This is a genomic window from Natrinema sp. SYSU A 869 (genome assembly GCF_019879105.1).
Classification (GTDB): Archaea; Halobacteriota; Halobacteria; order Halobacteriales; family Natrialbaceae; genus Natrinema.
On the sequence record NZ_CP082249.1, the window covers coordinates 3,823,085 to 3,838,794 of the forward strand.

The following is a 15,710-nucleotide window of genomic DNA, read 5'->3' on the forward strand; positions in this document are numbered from 1 at the left end:
ACTCAACCACTGTCGGCCCGATCCGATCGGTTGCAGTCGATCCGCCAATGGGAGGTACTGGCTAGTGCGCCGACGCGGACGGAGTCGATCGAACGAGTACTCGCGGTGAGCGATCATGGACGGTGACGAACTGACTGCGATTCTCGAGGATGCGGGACTCTCACCGTATCAAGCAGACGCGTTCGTCACCCTGCTGGGGCTCGGGTCGGCATCAGCGACCGACATCGCGGGGGCCAGTGACGTCCCCGATCCGCGGATCTACGACGTCCTGCGGGGGCTCGAGGAGAAGGGGTACATCGAGACCTACGAGCAGGACAGCCTCCATGCTCGCGCACACGATCCGGCGGACGTGCTGGCCGACCTCCGGTCGCGGGCGAACCGCTTCGAGACGGCGGCCGACGAAATCGAGGACCGTTGGAGTCGACCGGATCTCGAGGAGCACAAGGTGAGCATTGTCAAGCGCCTCGATACGGTCCTGACGCGGGCCGACGAGTTGATCCGTGCGGCCGATAATCAGGTTCAGATCGGGCTGACGCCCGCGCAGTTCCGTGACCTCTCGGACGCGTTGACGTCGGCCCACGAGTCGGGTGTCGATGTCAAGATCTGTCTGTTTCCGGAGATGGCCACGGACCCCGACATTCCGTCGGCGGAGGAACTGGCAAGCACCTGCACCGAAGCGCGGTATCGAACACTTCCCTCGCCGCTCGTGGCACTCATCGACCGCTCGTGGACCTGCTTTTCTCCCCACGGCGACTCGACGAACGAGTACGGCGTCATCGTCAACGATCGAACGCACACGTACGTCTTCCACTGGTACTTCCTCACTTGTCTCTGGGAGATCCACGACTCGATATACTCGGCTCGAGGGGACGAGCCACCGATCACGTACGTCGACCTCCGACAGTGTCTCCGGGACGTCGAACCGCTGCTCAAGGACGGGGTGACGATTGAAGCCACCGTCTACGGGTTCGAGACGGACACGGGCCGCGAGGTGACACAGCGGGGAACGATCACCGATGTCACTTATACGGGTCACTCGACGGGCGAGGAGCAGGAGACGCCGCTCTTCCACCTCGCGGGAAAGGCCTCGCTGACGCTCGCGACCGACGACGGAACGTACACCGTCGGGGGCTGGGGTGCGATGCTCGAGGACTACGAAGCGACGCGGATCACAATCGAAGCGCTCGACTGAGTCGGCCGGTTCCCCGCTTCCGACGTTTCGCGCGTTTCCTTCGTTCGGGGACTCCAGTAGTGATTGCACTGAGACGATCTCGAATCCTTCTCGTGGCGCTAATCGGCCGTTCTCGGCGCTCTCTCAAAATTAACAACACCTGTTGTATACCACCATTAATTATATTATGAATGAATATCATATCTCATGATATGAGTGATAACCACTCACATTCGGGTGACGGTACCAACTCGAGCGTCTCGCGGCGGACGTTCGTCAAAGCAGCGGGTGCGAGCGGGGCGACGGTCGGACTCGCCGGGTGTATCTACGGCGACGAGGCGTCTTCGGACGCCGTCGTCTGGGGCTTCGACCCGAACGCCGCGGACGCGGTCGGCGACGAGATCGTCGATCTGGTCCAGGAGAGCGGGGCCGACGGGGTCGACATCGACCTGCGAGCCGGCGACGAGGACACGGGTGCTCGACGGGACACGTACACGAACCTGCTGGGGGCCGACGAGACCCAACCCGACCTGTTCCTGATGGACAACGGGTGGGTGAACGTCTTCATCCAGCGCGGGTACGTCGCGAACCTGAGCGATGAACTTGACGATGACGAACTCTCGACGGTCGAGGACGAGTACTTCGAGTCGTTCACCGCGACGGCTCGCGACCCGGGTACCGACGATCTGTACGGCGTTCCGATGTTCCCGGACTACCCGACGATGCAGTACCGCAAGGACTACGCGCGGGCGGCCGGCTACGACGAGAGCGACTTCGACCAGTGGGCGACCGAGCCGATGACCTGGCAGGAGTGGGCCGAGGTCACCGAGGAGATCGTCACGGCCTCCGATGCGAGCTACGGGCTCGCGACCCAGTGGGATCAGTACGAGGGCACGGCCTGTTGTACGTGGAACGAGGTCATGTCCTCGTTCGGCGGCGCGTACTTCGGTGGGCGGGACAACCTGTTCGGAACGGTCGGCGAACGAGACGTTACCGTCGACGAACCGGAGTTCGTCGAGGGGCTGCGGATGATGCGCACGTTCGTCGCCGACGAAGCGGACGAACACACGCTCGAGGATGAGTACCCGCTCGGGCTCGCCACGTCGGATATCACCTCTTGGACGGAAGAGGACGCCCGCGAGGCCATCCTCGAGGGCGAAGCGGTCATGCAGCGCAACTGGCCGTACGCCATCAACATGAACGTCGACGAGGCCGACGACCCGGTCCCTGTCGAAGACTACGGCGCGATGCCGATCCCCTACGGCGTGACCGAGGACGAGGCCGCCCAGCCCGGCACCGGCGGGACGACGGCCGCGCTCGGCGGCTGGCACCTCGTACTCAACCCCAACTCCGAACGCAAGGAGGAGGCGCTCGAGGTCATCCGCGCCACGATGACCGACGAGTTCAACCTCGGCATGTTCGACCTCTGGGGCTGGATCCCGCCGAAGCCGGCCCTGTTCGACGCCGACGAGGTCGAACAGGCCGAGCCGATGGGCAATTACATGGACACGCTCCGCGTCGCTGGTGAGAGCGCGATGCCGCGTCCCGTGACGACCGTCTGGACGAACCAGTCGAGTCGCATCGCCGAAGAAGTCAACCTCGCCGTCGCCGGGGACAAGGTGCCGGATCAGGCCGCCGCTGACCTTCAGGACGGACTCGAGGACATCGAAGCGCAAGGATGAGCACCGAAGACCAGACGACTGGTCCCGCGAGGCGATCGAACCGCTCGGGACCGATCGTCGCGATCACGCGCTGGATGGAGAACCTCGGCGAGACCGGGTTCGCGTACCTGCTGTTAGCGCCGGTGTTTCTCCTGTTGGGTGCGGTCGCGCTGTATCCGCTCTTGCGGACGTTCGAGCTGTCGCTGTATCAGAACGTGCTCACAGATTCGGAGTTCATCGGGATCGAGAACTACGTGCAGTTGTTCACCGGCAAGGCTGACCCGCAGTTCCCCGGGACGACTACGTTCCTCCCCGGCGTCAGCACCAGCGGGAGCTTCCCGTTCGTCCACTTCGACGGGCTGCTCCGGAGCGCGCTCGCGGTGACGATCATCTTCACTGTCGTGAGCGTCTTCTTCGAGACGCTCATCGGCTTCGGACAGGCGCTGGTGCTCGACCAAGACTTCCGCGGCCGCCGATGGGTCCGCGCCGCGATCATCATCCCGTGGGCCATCCCGATCGTCATCCAGGGGATGATGTTCTTCCTGATGTTCCATCCCTCGGCCGGGTTCCTGACCGAACCGCTCGCTAATCTGGGACTCGTCCAACTGGACAACACCCTCAACGATCCCGTCAGTTCGCTGTTCATCATCACGGCCGCGGACATCTGGAAGACGTCGGCGTTCATGGCGTTGCTCATCCTCGCCGGGCTCCAGAGCATCGACCGTGGCCTCTACGATGTCGCGGAGGTCGCCGGTGCCAGCAAGTGGCAGCAGTTCAAGCTGATCACGTTCCCGCTGGTGTTGCCGACGCTCGGCATCGCGATTCTGTTCCGGACGATCGATGCGATGCGGATCTTCGGCCTCATCGACTCGGTGTCGGGCTGTACGACGGTGCCGTCGTTGTCGTGTATGGTCGTCTCGACGTTCAACACGAACCGCGGCATGGCAGCCGCGATCGCGTTCGTCACGGCGGGAATCATCGCCATCGCCGTGCTGGGCGTGATCTACCAGCAGTACAAGGAGGGATTCTGAAATGGCAACGACGACCGATCCCGCGCCGGAACCGACGGAGATGGACGACGAAAATGCGGGACCGCTCGAGCGCTGGACCAGCGGCGTCATCAGCGACCCGGACAAGCGCGGGCGGCTCTACAGGGCGCTGTTCTACGTCGTCACCGCGTTCTTCCTCGTGACGACGCTGTTCCCGTTCTACTGGCTTCTAGTACTGGCGCTGACGCCGAGCAGCGAGATCACGCGGGGCGGCTGGGACGTGTCCGTCCCCCTTCTCGGAGAGGTACCGTTCCCGACGCCGCAGGGGTTCAACGTCGCCGCCTTCGTGGAGGTATTCCAGCAGGTGCCGTTCCACCTCTACGTGTTCAACAGCTTCGTGCTCGCGACGGCGACGACGATCATCGTCATCGTCCTCGCGAGTCTCGCGGGCTACGTCTTCGGGCGTCTGGAGTTCCCGGGCCGCGGCGCGATGATGCTTGCCATCCTGGCGGTCTCGTACTTCCCGCCGGCGGCGTTTCTGATCCCACTGTTCGAGGCGTTCCTCGGGAACCCGGTCGTGGTCCCGTTCCTCGGCGTCGAACTGTTCGAGCCGCCGCGGCTGGTCAACACGCCGGGCGCGATGATCATGCCCTTCAGCGCGCTGTTCCTCCCGCTGTCGATCTTCATTCTCACCACCTTCTACTCGCAGATCCCGGACGGGCTCGAGGACGCGGCGCGCGTCGAGGGAACGACGCGGCTGGGCGCGCTGTTCCGCGTGATCATGCCGCTGTCGGCACCCGGCGTCGTGACCGCGGCCGTGCTGACGTTCATCGCGGTCTACAACGAGTACTTCTTCAGCTCGATCATGTCGCTGCAAGACGAGCCTACCCAGTGGTCGCCACTGGTTGGCGGCATTCTGAGCTACCAGACCCAGTACACGACGGATTTCAACCTCATGGCAGCCGCCAGCATCGTCGGCGTCCTGCCGATGTTGATCATCGTCATCGTTGCACAGGAAAAGATTGTCAGCGGACTGACCGACGGAGCACTCAAGGAGTAACTATGGCACGAGTACGACTCGACAACGTCACGAAACGCTACGAAGACATCGTCGCCGTCGACGACATGAACCTCGAGATCGAGGACGGCGAATTCGTCTGCCTCGTCGGTCCCTCGGGATGCGGGAAATCGACGACGATGGAGACCATCGCCGGCCTCACCAAACCGACGGAGGGAACGATCCGCATCGGCGACACCGACGTCACCAGACTCCCCCCGAAAGACCGGGGCGTCGCGATGGTCTTCCAGAACATCGCGCTGTTCCCGCATATGGACGTCTACGACAACATTTCCTTCGGGCTGCGGCTCCGGAAGTACGACACGGAGGAGATCGACCGGCGCGTTGATCGCGCCTCCGACGTCGTCCAGCTCGAGGGAATGCTCGACCGGATGCCCGACGAGCTCTCAGGCGGACAACAACAGCGGGTGGCGATCGCCCGTGCGATCGTCCGCGAACCGGCCGTCTTCCTGATGGATGAGCCGCTGGCGAACTTGGACGCGAAGCTTCGCGTCCACATGCGGACCGAACTCCAGCGGCTGCACAAGCAACTCGACACGACGATCATCTACGTCACCCACGATCAGGCCGAGGCGATGACCATGTCGGATCGGATCGCCGTCATCAACGGTGGCGAACTCCAGCAGATCGATCCGCCGCTGACCTGTTACAACGAGCCGGCCAACCGGTTCGTCGCTGGCTTCATCGGCTCGCCCTCCATGAACTTCGTCGAGGGTGAGCTGACCGAGGACGGGCTGGAGACCCCCCATTTCGACGTCGAGTTCGACGTCGACGGCCTCGAGGCCGCTTCCGACGACGCCGTCACGATGGGCGTCCGTCCCGAGGACATCTACCCCGTGAGCACCGCCGACTCGCCGGCCAGCGCATCGGCAGCCATCGACGTGACTACCGATGTCCTCGAGCCGATGGGCGACGAGATCTTCGTCTATCTCTCGCTCGACGGCTCGAGCGGGGGGATGATGACGAGCGGCGAGGCCTCGACCGCGTCGAATCAACTGCTGATGAGCGTCAACCCCGACTCGACGATCGCGGAGGACGATCGGGTCAGGGTCGAACTCGATCGGTCGAAGGTGCACCTCTTCGAGACGGCGTCGGGCGACGCGATCGCCCACGGGGTCGCCGAGTTGTCGGACTCGGCCGACCTGCCGGGACCGGAGGCGGAGAGCGCGCGAGCCGAAGCGGACTCGGGAGGCACCCATGAGTGATCTCGTCCCGGTCGTCTACTACGGCGGCCTGCTCGTGCTCTACTTCTTCTGGATCTACGGGATCGTCTCGTTCGGTCTCGACCTGAAGAACAAGATCGTACCCGGAATCCAGCGGTATCGCCGCGGACGAAAACGACGCGACGAAAAACGAACACAGAATGATGAACGTTCCACCAAAGAAGAGCAGTTGTACTGAGCGCAGACGAGCCCCAGTCGTCCGAGGCAGCGACCGAAGGAGGGCCGATCGATGACCGGCGAGTACGCGTCCGTTCGAACCGGTATCGTCGGTCTCGGAAACATCGGGCAACACCACGCCGATCGGCTCGTCGACCTCGGCGTCCCCCTCGTCGGCGGGATGGACATCGAGCCCGACGCGCGCACCCGGTTCGCCGACCGATACGGTGTCGAAGTCTACGACGACTATCACGACCTCTACGACGCTGTTGATGCCGTCGTCATCACGACACCGAATAAGTTCCATGAGGAGTACGCCGTTGCCGCCCTCGAGCGCGATCTCCACGTCCTCCTCGAGAAACCCCTTGCGCACACGATCGAGAGCGCGGAGCGGATCGCTGACGCGGCGGCGACCGCCAAGGGAACGCTCAAGATTGGGTTCAACAACCGGTTCCTGAACGCCGTCAAACTCATCAGAAACCGGGCCGAGCGCGGCGAATTCGGCGAAATCACGCACATCGAAGCCAACTACGTCCGTCGGCGCGGCGTGCCCAGCCGCGGCTCGTGGTTCACGCGCCGATCGGTCTCCGGCGGCGGCGCGCTCATCGATCTCGGCGTCCACGCGATCGATCTCTCGATGTACCTGCTGGGCTATCCGGCCGTCGAGGAAGTCTCCGGGGTCACCCGGTCGGAGTTCGGCGATCGAGATGACTACGCCTACCTCGAGATGTGGGGCGGAGACAGCGGTCCGGACGGGTTCGACGTCGACGACTCCGCGAGCGCGTTCGTCCGCTGTGCGGGCGACCGCACGGTCTCGCTCGAGGTCGCGTGGGCGACCAACCGGCCGGCGACCCACGAGTTCGTCGTCCGCGGGACCAAAGCCGCCGCCCGATTCGATCTCCTTGAGGGCGATCTCACGATCCACTCGGCGAGCGCGGACGGCCCCGATCACCTGCTCGATACGACCATCGAAACCCGCGAGAACGACACCCACACGGACGAACAGCGGGCGTTCTTCGATGCCGTCACGACTAGCCGCGATAGCGGCGGCGGCATCGAGGACGCGCTGACCGTCCAGCGGATCATCGATGGCATCTATCGCTCGAGCGAGGGCGGATACACCGTCTCACTGGGCGACGGGAAACCTGACCCGCAGGGCAACCGCGAACGGTCGGACTATAGTAGCCACTGAAAGTCATTGCACATCTGATCGCACGACAGCGTTGCGATCAGTATGTAAATCGTTTCAGTGGCTACTATAGCGCCGTCCGGCGTTCGATGAGCAGCGATCGATAGCCGTGGAGGAATGTCGAGCGTTCCCCGTCGGAACGGCTTACATCGGCATGGATAGCGGCCAGCACGTTTATTTTAATTTATTACGACCGTGAAATTTATTGGTTGTGGGCGACTTGTCCGAACCGTATGGATATCGGAGTACACACGCCACCGCTCGCGAACGAATCGGTCGAGGACGCGCTCGCATACCTCTCCGACGTCGGCGTCGACGCAATCGAACCCGGCGTCGGTGGCTATCCCGGCGACGACCACCTCGACCGTCGGGCGTACCTCGACGACGAGGACGCGCAGGCCGAATTGCAACAACTGCTCGCGGAGTACGACACGCGGATCAGCGCACTCGCGACGCATAACAACCCGCTTCATCCCGACGAGGAGCGGGCCGAGGAGGCCGATACCGAACTCCGCGAGGCGATCCGACTGGCCGCCCAACTCGAGGTCGGAACCGTGACCTGCTTCTCGGGACTGCCAGCGGGGAGTCCGACCGACGAGACGCCCAACTGGATCACCGCGCCATGGCCGTCCGAACACGCCGAGGCCCACGAGTACCAGTGGGAGGTCGCCCTCGAGTACTGGAGGGACCTCGCCGAGTACGCGGACGACCACGGCGTTGACTTGGCCATCGAGATGCATCCGAACATGCTGGTGTATGAACCCCACGGGATGGCGCGGTTGCGCGAGGAAACGAACGACCGCGTGGGGGCGAACGTCGACCCCTCGCACCTCTACTGGCAGGGCATCTCGATCACCGACGCGATCCGCTATCTGGGCGAGCGCGAGGCGATCCACCACGTTCACGCCAAGGATACTAAGATCTACGAGGAGCAGGCCCGTGAGAAGGGAGTCCTGGATACGACGCCGTATGACGACGAGGCGAACCGGTCGTGGCTCTTCCGCTCCGTGGGATACGGCCACGACGAATCTCATTGGAAGGACATCGTCTCGACGCTCCGGATGGTCGGCTACGACGGTGCCCTAAGTATCGAACACGAGGACTCGCTGACCGGTTCTCGGGAAGGCCTCGAGAAAGCGGTCGACCTCCTCGAGCGGGCGATCTTCCGGGAGCGACCGGGCGACGCGTACTGGGCCGAGTAACCGTCGTGGGGCCGTAATCCGACACGACCTCGGCCCCGCTGCCCCTACCGCGTCGGCGCAGCGCGATCGCCCTGACGGAAAGTTCTAACAACTCCTCTTGTGAATGAATAGCCATGACACTCGAGGTCGGCGTGCTCGGCTATCGGTTCATGGGCAAAGCACACGCGAACGCGATGGCGCGGCTGCCGATGTTCTTCCCGGACGCGCCCGAGATCGAACGCAGCGTCCTCGTCGGTCGCGACGAGTCAGCGCTGTCGGATGCCGCCGATCGGCTCGGATTCGAGTCGGTTTCGACCGACTGGGCCGATGTCGTCGACGATGTAGACGTTTTCTACAATCTCGGCCCCAATCACGTCCACCGCGAACCGTCGATCGCCGCACTCGAGGCCGGGACGCCGGTCTTCTGTGAGAAACCGCTCGCGCCGACGCTCGAGGAAGCCGACGTGATGGCCGAGACGGCGCGCGCAGCGGGTGACGACGTACCCGCCGGCTGCGCGTTCAACTACCGCTTCGTGCCGGCGATCCGGTATGCGAAGCGATTGCTCGAAGCGGGTGAACTCGGCGAAATCCGCCACGTCCGTGGACGCTATTTACAGGACTGGCTGGTCGATCCCGAGGCACCGTGGTCGTGGCGCAACGACGAGGAACTCGCGGGGTCGGGTGCGCTGGGCGATCTCGGCGCACACACGGTCGACCTGCTTCGATTTCTCGTGGGGGACGACGCCCTCGCGGGCGATATCGAACGGCTCAGCGGCCACCTGCAGACGTTCGTCGACGAGCGGCCACTGGAGGGCGAAGATGGTGAGACGAGACCGGTTACGGTCGACGACGCCTACTCCGCGCAACTCGAGTTCGAAAACGGTGCCATGGGAACGATCGAGGCCTCGCGGTTCGCGACGGGCCACAAGAACGACCACACGATCGAGATCCACGGCTCGAAGGGGAGTCTGACGTTCTCGCTCGAGCGCCTGAACGAACTCGAGGTGCTCCGCGAGGACAACCGCGGCTACGAGACGATCCTGGTCACCGATGAGGACGATCCCTACGTCGATCACTGGTGGCCGCCGGGCCACGTGCTGGGCTGGGAGCACACCTTCGTCCACGAGAACTACGAGTTCCTCAGCGCGGTCGCAAACGGCGACGAGTTCGAACCGAACTTCGACGATGGCCTCGCCGCCCAGCAGGTGCTCGACGCGATCGACCGAAGCGACGAGCAGGGCAAGTGGGTCAGCCTCGAGTAGGCCGAGATCGATGGCGTTCCAGATCCAGAGCGCTTCGCCCGAATCGTCGAATTGCTCTCGGATGTGACTCGAGTCTTCGATCCGAAATCCGACACGCCAGACGGTGGCGCGCTGTCGACCCGGCCGAACGAGAGTGAGCGAATCAGTTGCGGGAGCTGTGGTCCGCCTCGTCGCCAGTAACAGTGTGTAAGACACTGACAAAACGAGCGCTCTGCTCATACTGGCAGCAGGGAGTTATCACGTCCTTTCTAACCATTCGCTCGCGCGAGTTCATCCCGCGATTCACTGTTGTTCATCGCGGAACAGCACGCGCCACTGCATCGGATCGACAGCTGGTATGGAGCGGATGGTCGGCCGGCGCACCCATCGACTCGAGCGGTGACATTCCTCCCAGACGGACCGGCGCATTCGTCGAGAGCGGGAGTCACCGTGGCGGCACACGATACGACCCGTTCCGACGCCCGACTGACGCCCGGTGCCTGACAGGATTTTTTGTAGCTCCGCTAAGAATATCTCGGTGGGAATGGACGACAGGATTCGAAAATTCATCGCCAACGAGAGCTGGCTACTGGTGGCGATCCTGACGTTCGCACTGACGAGTATTGCCGGAGTCGCCGGCCTCGGAGCGCTCGCGGGCGCGATCTCGATCGTCGGGTGGTTCCTGTTGACGCCGATCCTGCTGTTCTGGGGCGAGGAGGTCGCGTTGTTGCTCGAGGACGACGAGGCGCAACACCGAGACGGATGCCGGATCGGATCCGCTCGAGGAACTGAAACGCCGCTACGCGGCGGGGGAGATCGACGACGCGGAGTTCGAACGCCGGCTCGAGCGACTCGTGGCGGTCGACGAGATTCCGGACGACGCGATCGGTTCCGGGCCGGTCGACGAGCCGACGGACGCTGCAATAGTCGATGAGACGCCGGACGACGCGACTCGGACCGAACCGCTCGAGCGCGATCGCGAGCGGGAACAGGACCGCTAACTGCGGGACCCTCGGCGACGACACCACTCGCACTCGCTGATCGCCGGAGGCGTCGAGTATTCCCGGCTGGCGATCCAACGATGACTCGTTATGGCTGCGGAGATGACTGCCTATGTTATCGAGGAGTACGGCGACCCGGACGTCTTCACGGAGACGACCCGCGAGGTCCCCGAACCCGGGCCAGACGAGATCCGCGTCGAAGTCGCTGCGTCCAGTCTCAACCCCGTGGATTACAAGATCCGTCAGGGTGCGCTGCCCGACTTCGCCCCCGAGTTCCCGGCGATCCTCCACTGCGACGTGTCAGGCGTCGTCAACGCGGTCGGGGAGAACGTCGATGCTTTCGAAGCGGGTGACAAAGTCTACGGCATGCCCGGTGGCGCTGGCCGACAGGGCTCGCTCGCCGACTACGTCGTCGGCCACGCCGGAACGTTCGCCCGCGCGCCCGACTCGATCCCGCTCGAGGAGAGCGCGGCGCTGCCGGTCGTTGCGCTCACCGCCTGGGAGTTGCTTGCCGACAAGACGAGCGTCGACATCGGCGATGACGTGCTCATCTACGGCGGTAGCGGCGGGGTGGGCCACATCGCGGTCCAACTGGCCCACTGGTTTGGCGCGGACGTCACCGCCACGGGCTCGAGCGAGGAAAAGCGCAACCTCGCAGAGAAACTCGGTGCCGACGCGACCGTCGATTACACCGAGACTGATGTCGAGACGTACGTCGACGAACACGCCGGCGGCAACGGCTTCGACGTCGTCGTCGATCCGATCGGCGACGAGCATCTCGAGACGGCCTTCGAAGCGGTCCGGCCCTACGGTACCGTCGTGACGACTGAGTCGAGTGCGGCTCAGGAGCTGGATCTCGGGCCCATGCACGCGAACTCGCTCGAGTTGGGCGTCGTGCTCGTCATCCTCCCCGTGCTACTCGGCGAGCATCAGGACTGGATCGGCGAGGAACTCGCGGACATCGCGGCGCTGGTCGACGATGGTGCCATCGAGCCATCCATCGACGATCGCTTCGCTTTCGACGAGGCCGCGGCTGCACACCGTCGCGGCGAGAACGGTGACTTCCGCGGCAAACTGTTGCTGGTCAACGAGTGAGCGCTCCGTTTCGGCCGACCGGGCGTCATGGCTGACCGACTGGGCGTCACGGCTGTTCGACTGGAGCCAACTCGAGACCGCACGGTCGACGCCGCCGGGACGAATCGCCAGTCGGCTACACCGATTCGATTTTGCTGACCGTGTGAATCTCGTCGTACCGGACACTACCCTCGCCCAGTGGTTGCCCGTCGATCTCGAGATAGCCCGGTTCGAAGTCCGTCAGTTCACCGGTGATATCCGTCTGGTGATCTTCCGTCCGCTCCTCGCTGCGAACCTCGATGGTCTCGCCGATCTCGAAGTGATCCTGAACGAGTGCTTTGGTCTGTTCCGTATCGGCGTCCGGGGGAATCGTCAGGTCAGTCATGGCCGGTTGACCGTAGCACGGCCACGCCGGTAGTAGTTCAGCAGGTATTCGCAACTCGAGGCTGCTGTGCTCGGACAACCGTTTTGTACGAACGGGCCCAACGGCGATCAATGAAGATCATCAAGGACAGCGTCCACGACCACATTCAGGTCGACGGCATCGCCCGCGACCTGCTGGACACGCCGGCGGTACAGCGGTTGCGCCACATTAGTCAACTCGGAACCGTCTCCCTGGTTTACCCCTCGGCTAACCACACTCGCTTCGAGCATAGTCTCGGGGTCTACCACCTCGCCTGCGAGGCCCTCGAGCGACTCGGCGTCGAGGGGCAGCAAGCGGCGCGAGTCCACGCTGCGGCCTTGCTCCACGACGTCGGCCACGGGCCGTTCAGTCACAATATCGAGATGCTAACCTACCGCCGAACGGGGCGATACCACGACGACGTCCACGATCTGCTCGCGGACGGGGCTATCGGGGACGTGCTGCGAGACCACGACCTCGAGCCCGAGACGGTTGCGGACTTGGTCGCCGGCGAGGGCCGGTTCGGCCAGCTTGTCTCGGGCGAGCTCGACGTGGATCGGATGGACTATCTGGTGCGTGACGCCCACCACACCGGCGTTCCCTACGGGACGATCGATCACGGCCGGCTCGTCCGGGAACTGACCTTCGCCAACGGCGAACTCGTCCTCGACGAGGGCAACGTCCAGACGGCCGAGAGCCTGCTGGTCGCGCGGGCGCTGATGAACCCGACCGTCTACAGTCACAGCGTCGCCCGGATCAGCAAGGCGATGCTCCGCCGGGCGGCCGAACGGCTGCTCAAGGCTCCCGAGACGGACATCGACGCCGAGACCCTCCAGCGGATGGACGATCACGATCTGACCGTCGCCCTGCGCTCGTGTGTGGAGACGAGCGAATTTTCTCGTCGGCTGGACCAGCGGGATCTGTTCAAACGGGCGGTGTGGGCCGAGATGGACGACGTGCCGGGCGGGATCATCGAGGCCGATCACGCGGCGATTCGCGAGTTCGAGCGCGAGATCAGCGATCGAGCGGAGGTCGATCCGGCACACGTCATCCTCGACGTGCCGAGTCGCCCGTCGATGACGGAGTCGACGACCCGCGTGATGGTCAACGGTGAGATCCGTCAGCTGGGCCAGCAGTCGCCACTCGTGGAGGCGCTGCGTGCAGCTCAGTACTCCCAATGGCGACTCGGCGTCTACTCGCCGACCGATCTGCGCGATCGAGTTGGCCGGGCCGCAGTGGACGTGCTCGGCCTGGACATCAACGGTGCGCTGGTCAGCGACGTCCGGGACGGGATGGACGCGACGTTGGATCAGTTCGTCGACTAGCGGTTCTCGGCGGCTGTAATAGCCGATTTCTCAGACGAGGTGGTCGGGGCAGCCAATCGGACCGGAGCAGTTCAGGGTAGCCGATTCAGGCTCGCTCCTTATCCCCATTCGATGGAGAGAACGACGCGATGAGTGAATTTGTGAGTCGTCTTTCGATCCTGCTCGTCGTAGCGACCGCGGTCGCCGTGGCACTGGTCGGCTGGGCTGGCGGATTTCTCACCGTCGAAGCGTTCGGCCGGTCGCGCTCCGCCGTGATCGTCGGGCTCTCCCTCCTCGTTCTCTCCGGACTGATCGCCGTCCTGTACGAACCGCTCGAGATCGAGGACGAATCGAACTGAATCGGTGCCGGTCGGACCCCGAACCGTTGAAGGCGCTGACCGAGAACTGACGCGTATGGAACGAACGGGAACGATTCTCCGCGGCCGCGAGTTCGAACCCGTCGAGGGACGGGTCGTCATCGACGACGACGGTTGCATCGAGGCCATCGAGGAAACCCCGGTCGAGAGCGACGATATCATCCTCCCGGCGTTCGTCAACGCCCACACTCACATCGGTGATTCGATCGCCAAGGAGGCCGGCGGTGGCCTCTCGCTCGAGGAACTCGTCGCGCCGCCGGACGGCCTGAAACATCGGCTACTCCGGGACGCTTCTCGAAACGAACTCGTGACCGCGATGGAGCAGTCGCTGCGATTCATGCAGCAAGCGGGGACGGCCGCCTGTCTGGACTTCCGCGAGGGTGGCGTCGAGGGCGTTCGCATGCTCGAGGACGCCGCGGACGACCTCGCGATCGACGCGCTCTCGTTCGCTCGCGGCTCCGTCGACGCGATGCACGCCGGCAACGGGTTTGGCGCGAGCGGCGCGAACGACGACAACTTCGATCAGGAACGGACGGCGACCCGCGAGGCGGGCAAGCCGTTCGGCATCCACGCCGGCGAGGTCGATGAGAGCGATATCAACCCGGCGCTGGACCTCGATCCGGACTTTCTGGTGCACATGGTCCACCCCGAACAGGTTCACCTAGAGCGAATCGCGGACAGCGAGATTCCGATCGTCGTCTGTCCGCGTTCGAATCTCGTGACCGACGTCGGACTGTCGCCCTACGAGGAACTACACGAGCGGACGACGCTCGCGCTCGGGACGGACAACGTGATGCTCAACTCGCCGTCGATGTTCCGGGAGATGGAGTTCCTGGCAAAGCTCTCGGAGCTACCGGCTACAGAAATCCTCCGAATGGCGACGGTAAACGGTGCCGAGATCGCCGACCTCGAGTACGGCCTGATCGAACCCGGACGGGAGGCCCGCCTGTTGGTCCTCGGCGGCGACTCGGACAACCTCATTGGCGCGCGGGACCCGGTCCGGGCCGTGGTTCGCCGAGCGGGGGTCGACGACGTTCGCGAGGTCGTCTCCGGCGCGGACGTCGACGAGAGCGCGAGCTAACGTCGGCTCAGGCCGGCGTCAGTCGAGTCGCTCGGACGTCTCCGCGTGTTCCCGTGAGAGTTCGACGTATCGGTCGGCCGTCGCCTCGAGATGGGGGTCGTCGATCTCCGTCTTCGGTTCCGCAGGCGTGCCGGCGACGAGCGTGGACTCGGGGACCTCGGTGCCCTCGGTGACGACGCTGCCGGCAGCGACGACCGCGCCCTCACCGACGTGAGCGCCGTCGAGGACGACCGCGCTCATCCCGACCAGCGCGCGCTCGGCGACGGTGGCGTCGTGGATGATGGCGCTGTGGCCGACCGTCGAGTACGGCGCGAGTTCGGCCGTCTCGTGGAGGACGGCGTTATCTTGGACGTTGGCTCCCTCGCCGACGACGATCGTCCCGTGATCGCCACGCAGCGTCGTGTTCGGCCAGACGCTGGCGTCCGCCTCGATGACGACGTCGCCGATGACGACTGCAGCGTCGTCGACGTACGCGGAGTCGGCTATCTGCGGTTCCATCCCGTCGAACGATCGTAGCATAGCCGTTTCTGGCTCGAGAACCGTCTTGAAGGTGCCTATCGGAACCGACGCTGTTCGCACCG

General features: G+C 64.3%; 17 protein-coding genes. 14 read left to right on the forward strand and 3 right to left on the reverse strand.

Features of this window, described 5'->3' with window-relative positions; genetic code table 11:
• Nucleotides 1-115 precede the first annotated feature (115 nt).
• The 9 genes from K6I40_RS27105 (at nucleotide 116) to K6I40_RS27145 (ending at nucleotide 9,910) form a co-directional block, all read left to right on the forward strand.
• The gene (locus K6I40_RS27105; RefSeq protein ID WP_222918485.1) at nucleotides 116-1,192 is read left to right on the forward strand and encodes a TrmB family transcriptional regulator; all 1,077 of its coding nucleotides are present in this window, start codon (nucleotides 116-118) and stop codon (nucleotides 1,190-1,192) included.
• A 191-nt stretch (nucleotides 1,193-1,383) separates the two neighbouring features.
• On the forward strand, nucleotides 1,384-2,853 hold the full coding sequence (locus K6I40_RS27110; protein WP_222918486.1) for a substrate-binding domain-containing protein: 1,470 nt from the start codon (nucleotides 1,384-1,386) through the stop codon (nucleotides 2,851-2,853).
• Nucleotides 2,850-3,863: a sugar ABC transporter permease gene (locus tag K6I40_RS27115; RefSeq protein ID WP_222918487.1), complete on the forward strand. Its 1,014-nt coding sequence runs from the start codon at nucleotides 2,850-2,852 to the stop codon at nucleotides 3,861-3,863. The genes K6I40_RS27110 and K6I40_RS27115 overlap by 4 nt, the downstream gene beginning before the upstream one ends.
• Nucleotide 3,864: 1 nt before the next feature.
• Nucleotides 3,865-4,881, forward strand: a complete 1,017-nt coding sequence (locus tag K6I40_RS27120) for a carbohydrate ABC transporter permease (protein WP_222918488.1) — start codon at nucleotides 3,865-3,867, stop codon at nucleotides 4,879-4,881.
• Between the two features lie 2 nt (nucleotides 4,882-4,883).
• The gene (locus K6I40_RS27125) at nucleotides 4,884-6,104 is read left to right on the forward strand and encodes an ABC transporter ATP-binding protein (protein ID WP_222918489.1); all 1,221 of its coding nucleotides are present in this window, start codon (nucleotides 4,884-4,886) and stop codon (nucleotides 6,102-6,104) included.
• Nucleotides 6,097-6,300 carry a hypothetical protein gene (locus K6I40_RS27130; protein ID WP_222918490.1) on the forward strand — a complete coding sequence of 68 codons (204 nt, stop codon included), beginning with the start codon at nucleotides 6,097-6,099 and terminating at the stop codon, nucleotides 6,298-6,300. The genes K6I40_RS27125 and K6I40_RS27130 overlap by 8 nt, the downstream gene beginning before the upstream one ends.
• Before the next feature lie 51 nt (nucleotides 6,301-6,351).
• Nucleotides 6,352-7,470, forward strand: coding sequence for a Gfo/Idh/MocA family oxidoreductase (locus tag K6I40_RS27135; protein ID WP_222918491.1), 1,119 nt, complete (start codon nucleotides 6,352-6,354; stop codon nucleotides 7,468-7,470).
• Nucleotides 7,471-7,700: 230 nt separating this feature from the next.
• Nucleotides 7,701-8,669 (forward strand): sugar phosphate isomerase/epimerase, encoded by a 969-nt coding sequence (locus K6I40_RS27140; protein ID WP_222918492.1) that lies wholly within the window; start codon nucleotides 7,701-7,703, stop codon nucleotides 8,667-8,669.
• 113 nt (nucleotides 8,670-8,782) lie between these two features.
• Complete coding sequence (locus tag K6I40_RS27145) at nucleotides 8,783-9,910, forward strand: Gfo/Idh/MocA family oxidoreductase (RefSeq protein ID WP_222918493.1); 1,128 nt, start codon at nucleotides 8,783-8,785, stop codon at nucleotides 9,908-9,910.
• A 565-nt stretch (nucleotides 9,911-10,475) separates the two neighbouring features.
• Here the strand turns inward: K6I40_RS27145 and K6I40_RS29090 are convergent.
• On the reverse strand, nucleotides 10,476-10,643 hold the full coding sequence (locus tag K6I40_RS29090) for a hypothetical protein (RefSeq protein ID WP_345779422.1): 168 nt from the start codon (nucleotides 10,641-10,643) through the stop codon (nucleotides 10,476-10,478).
• 100 nt (nucleotides 10,644-10,743) lie between these two features.
• On the opposite strand from K6I40_RS29090, the gene K6I40_RS29095 reads away from it, so the two are divergent.
• Nucleotides 10,744-10,890, forward strand: a complete 147-nt coding sequence (locus K6I40_RS29095) for a hypothetical protein (RefSeq protein WP_345779423.1) — start codon at nucleotides 10,744-10,746, stop codon at nucleotides 10,888-10,890.
• 90 nt (nucleotides 10,891-10,980) lie between these two features.
• Entirely contained in the window at nucleotides 10,981-11,985 is a 1,005-nt protein-coding gene (locus tag K6I40_RS27155) for a zinc-binding dehydrogenase (protein ID WP_222918494.1), read from the forward strand.
• 115 nt (nucleotides 11,986-12,100) lie between these two features.
• On the opposite strand, the gene K6I40_RS27160 is transcribed toward K6I40_RS27155, so the two are convergent.
• Nucleotides 12,101-12,349 (reverse strand): hypothetical protein, encoded by a 249-nt coding sequence (locus K6I40_RS27160; protein ID WP_222918495.1) that lies wholly within the window; start codon nucleotides 12,347-12,349, stop codon nucleotides 12,101-12,103.
• Between the two features lie 110 nt (nucleotides 12,350-12,459).
• Here K6I40_RS27160 and K6I40_RS27165 point away from each other — a divergent pair, with 110 nt between their 5' ends.
• From K6I40_RS27165 to K6I40_RS27175, 3 genes are all read left to right on the forward strand, one after another.
• The gene (locus tag K6I40_RS27165) at nucleotides 12,460-13,692 is read left to right on the forward strand and encodes an HD domain-containing protein (RefSeq protein WP_222918496.1); all 1,233 of its coding nucleotides are present in this window, start codon (nucleotides 12,460-12,462) and stop codon (nucleotides 13,690-13,692) included.
• A gap of 128 nt (nucleotides 13,693-13,820) precedes the next feature.
• Nucleotides 13,821-14,030, forward strand: a complete 210-nt coding sequence (locus K6I40_RS27170) for a hypothetical protein (RefSeq protein WP_222918497.1) — start codon at nucleotides 13,821-13,823, stop codon at nucleotides 14,028-14,030.
• Nucleotides 14,031-14,085: 55 nt separating this feature from the next.
• Nucleotides 14,086-15,129, forward strand: a complete 1,044-nt coding sequence (locus K6I40_RS27175) for an amidohydrolase family protein (protein WP_222918498.1) — start codon at nucleotides 14,086-14,088, stop codon at nucleotides 15,127-15,129.
• Nucleotides 15,130-15,147: 18 nt separating this feature from the next.
• Here the strand turns inward: K6I40_RS27175 and K6I40_RS27180 are convergent, their stop codons facing one another.
• Nucleotides 15,148-15,648 carry a gamma carbonic anhydrase family protein gene (locus K6I40_RS27180; RefSeq protein WP_222918499.1) on the reverse strand — a complete coding sequence of 167 codons (501 nt, stop codon included), beginning with the start codon at nucleotides 15,646-15,648 and terminating at the stop codon, nucleotides 15,148-15,150.
• Nucleotides 15,649-15,710 lie beyond the last annotated feature (62 nt).

What these genes read in the sequence shown, in the direction of transcription:
- K6I40_RS27105 (WP_222918485.1), top strand. Translation starts at nt 116, where the DNA reads ATGGACGGTGACGAACTGACTGCGATTCTCGAGGATGCGGGACTCTCA.
- K6I40_RS27110 (WP_222918486.1), top strand. Translation starts at nt 1,384, where the DNA reads ATGAGTGATAACCACTCACATTCGGGTGACGGTACCAACTCGAGCGTC.
- K6I40_RS27115 (WP_222918487.1), top strand. Translation starts at nt 2,850, where the DNA reads ATGAGCACCGAAGACCAGACGACTGGTCCCGCGAGGCGATCGAACCGC.
- K6I40_RS27120 (WP_222918488.1), top strand. Translation starts at nt 3,865, where the DNA reads ATGGCAACGACGACCGATCCCGCGCCGGAACCGACGGAGATGGACGAC.
- K6I40_RS27125 (WP_222918489.1), top strand. Translation starts at nt 4,884, where the DNA reads ATGGCACGAGTACGACTCGACAACGTCACGAAACGCTACGAAGACATC.
- K6I40_RS27130 (WP_222918490.1), top strand. Translation starts at nt 6,097, where the DNA reads ATGAGTGATCTCGTCCCGGTCGTCTACTACGGCGGCCTGCTCGTGCTC.
- K6I40_RS27135 (WP_222918491.1), top strand. Translation starts at nt 6,352, where the DNA reads ATGACCGGCGAGTACGCGTCCGTTCGAACCGGTATCGTCGGTCTCGGA.
- K6I40_RS27140 (WP_222918492.1), top strand. Translation starts at nt 7,701, where the DNA reads ATGGATATCGGAGTACACACGCCACCGCTCGCGAACGAATCGGTCGAG.
- K6I40_RS27145 (WP_222918493.1), top strand. Translation starts at nt 8,783, where the DNA reads ATGACACTCGAGGTCGGCGTGCTCGGCTATCGGTTCATGGGCAAAGCA.
- K6I40_RS27155 (WP_222918494.1), top strand. Translation starts at nt 10,981, where the DNA reads ATGGCTGCGGAGATGACTGCCTATGTTATCGAGGAGTACGGCGACCCG.
- K6I40_RS27160 (WP_222918495.1), bottom strand. Translation starts at nt 12,349, where the DNA reads ATGACTGACCTGACGATTCCCCCGGACGCCGATACGGAACAGACCAAA.
- K6I40_RS27165 (WP_222918496.1), top strand. Translation starts at nt 12,460, where the DNA reads ATGAAGATCATCAAGGACAGCGTCCACGACCACATTCAGGTCGACGGC.
- K6I40_RS27170 (WP_222918497.1), top strand. Translation starts at nt 13,821, where the DNA reads ATGAGTGAATTTGTGAGTCGTCTTTCGATCCTGCTCGTCGTAGCGACC.
- K6I40_RS27175 (WP_222918498.1), top strand. Translation starts at nt 14,086, where the DNA reads ATGGAACGAACGGGAACGATTCTCCGCGGCCGCGAGTTCGAACCCGTC.
- K6I40_RS27180 (WP_222918499.1), bottom strand. Translation starts at nt 15,648, where the DNA reads ATGCTACGATCGTTCGACGGGATGGAACCGCAGATAGCCGACTCCGCG.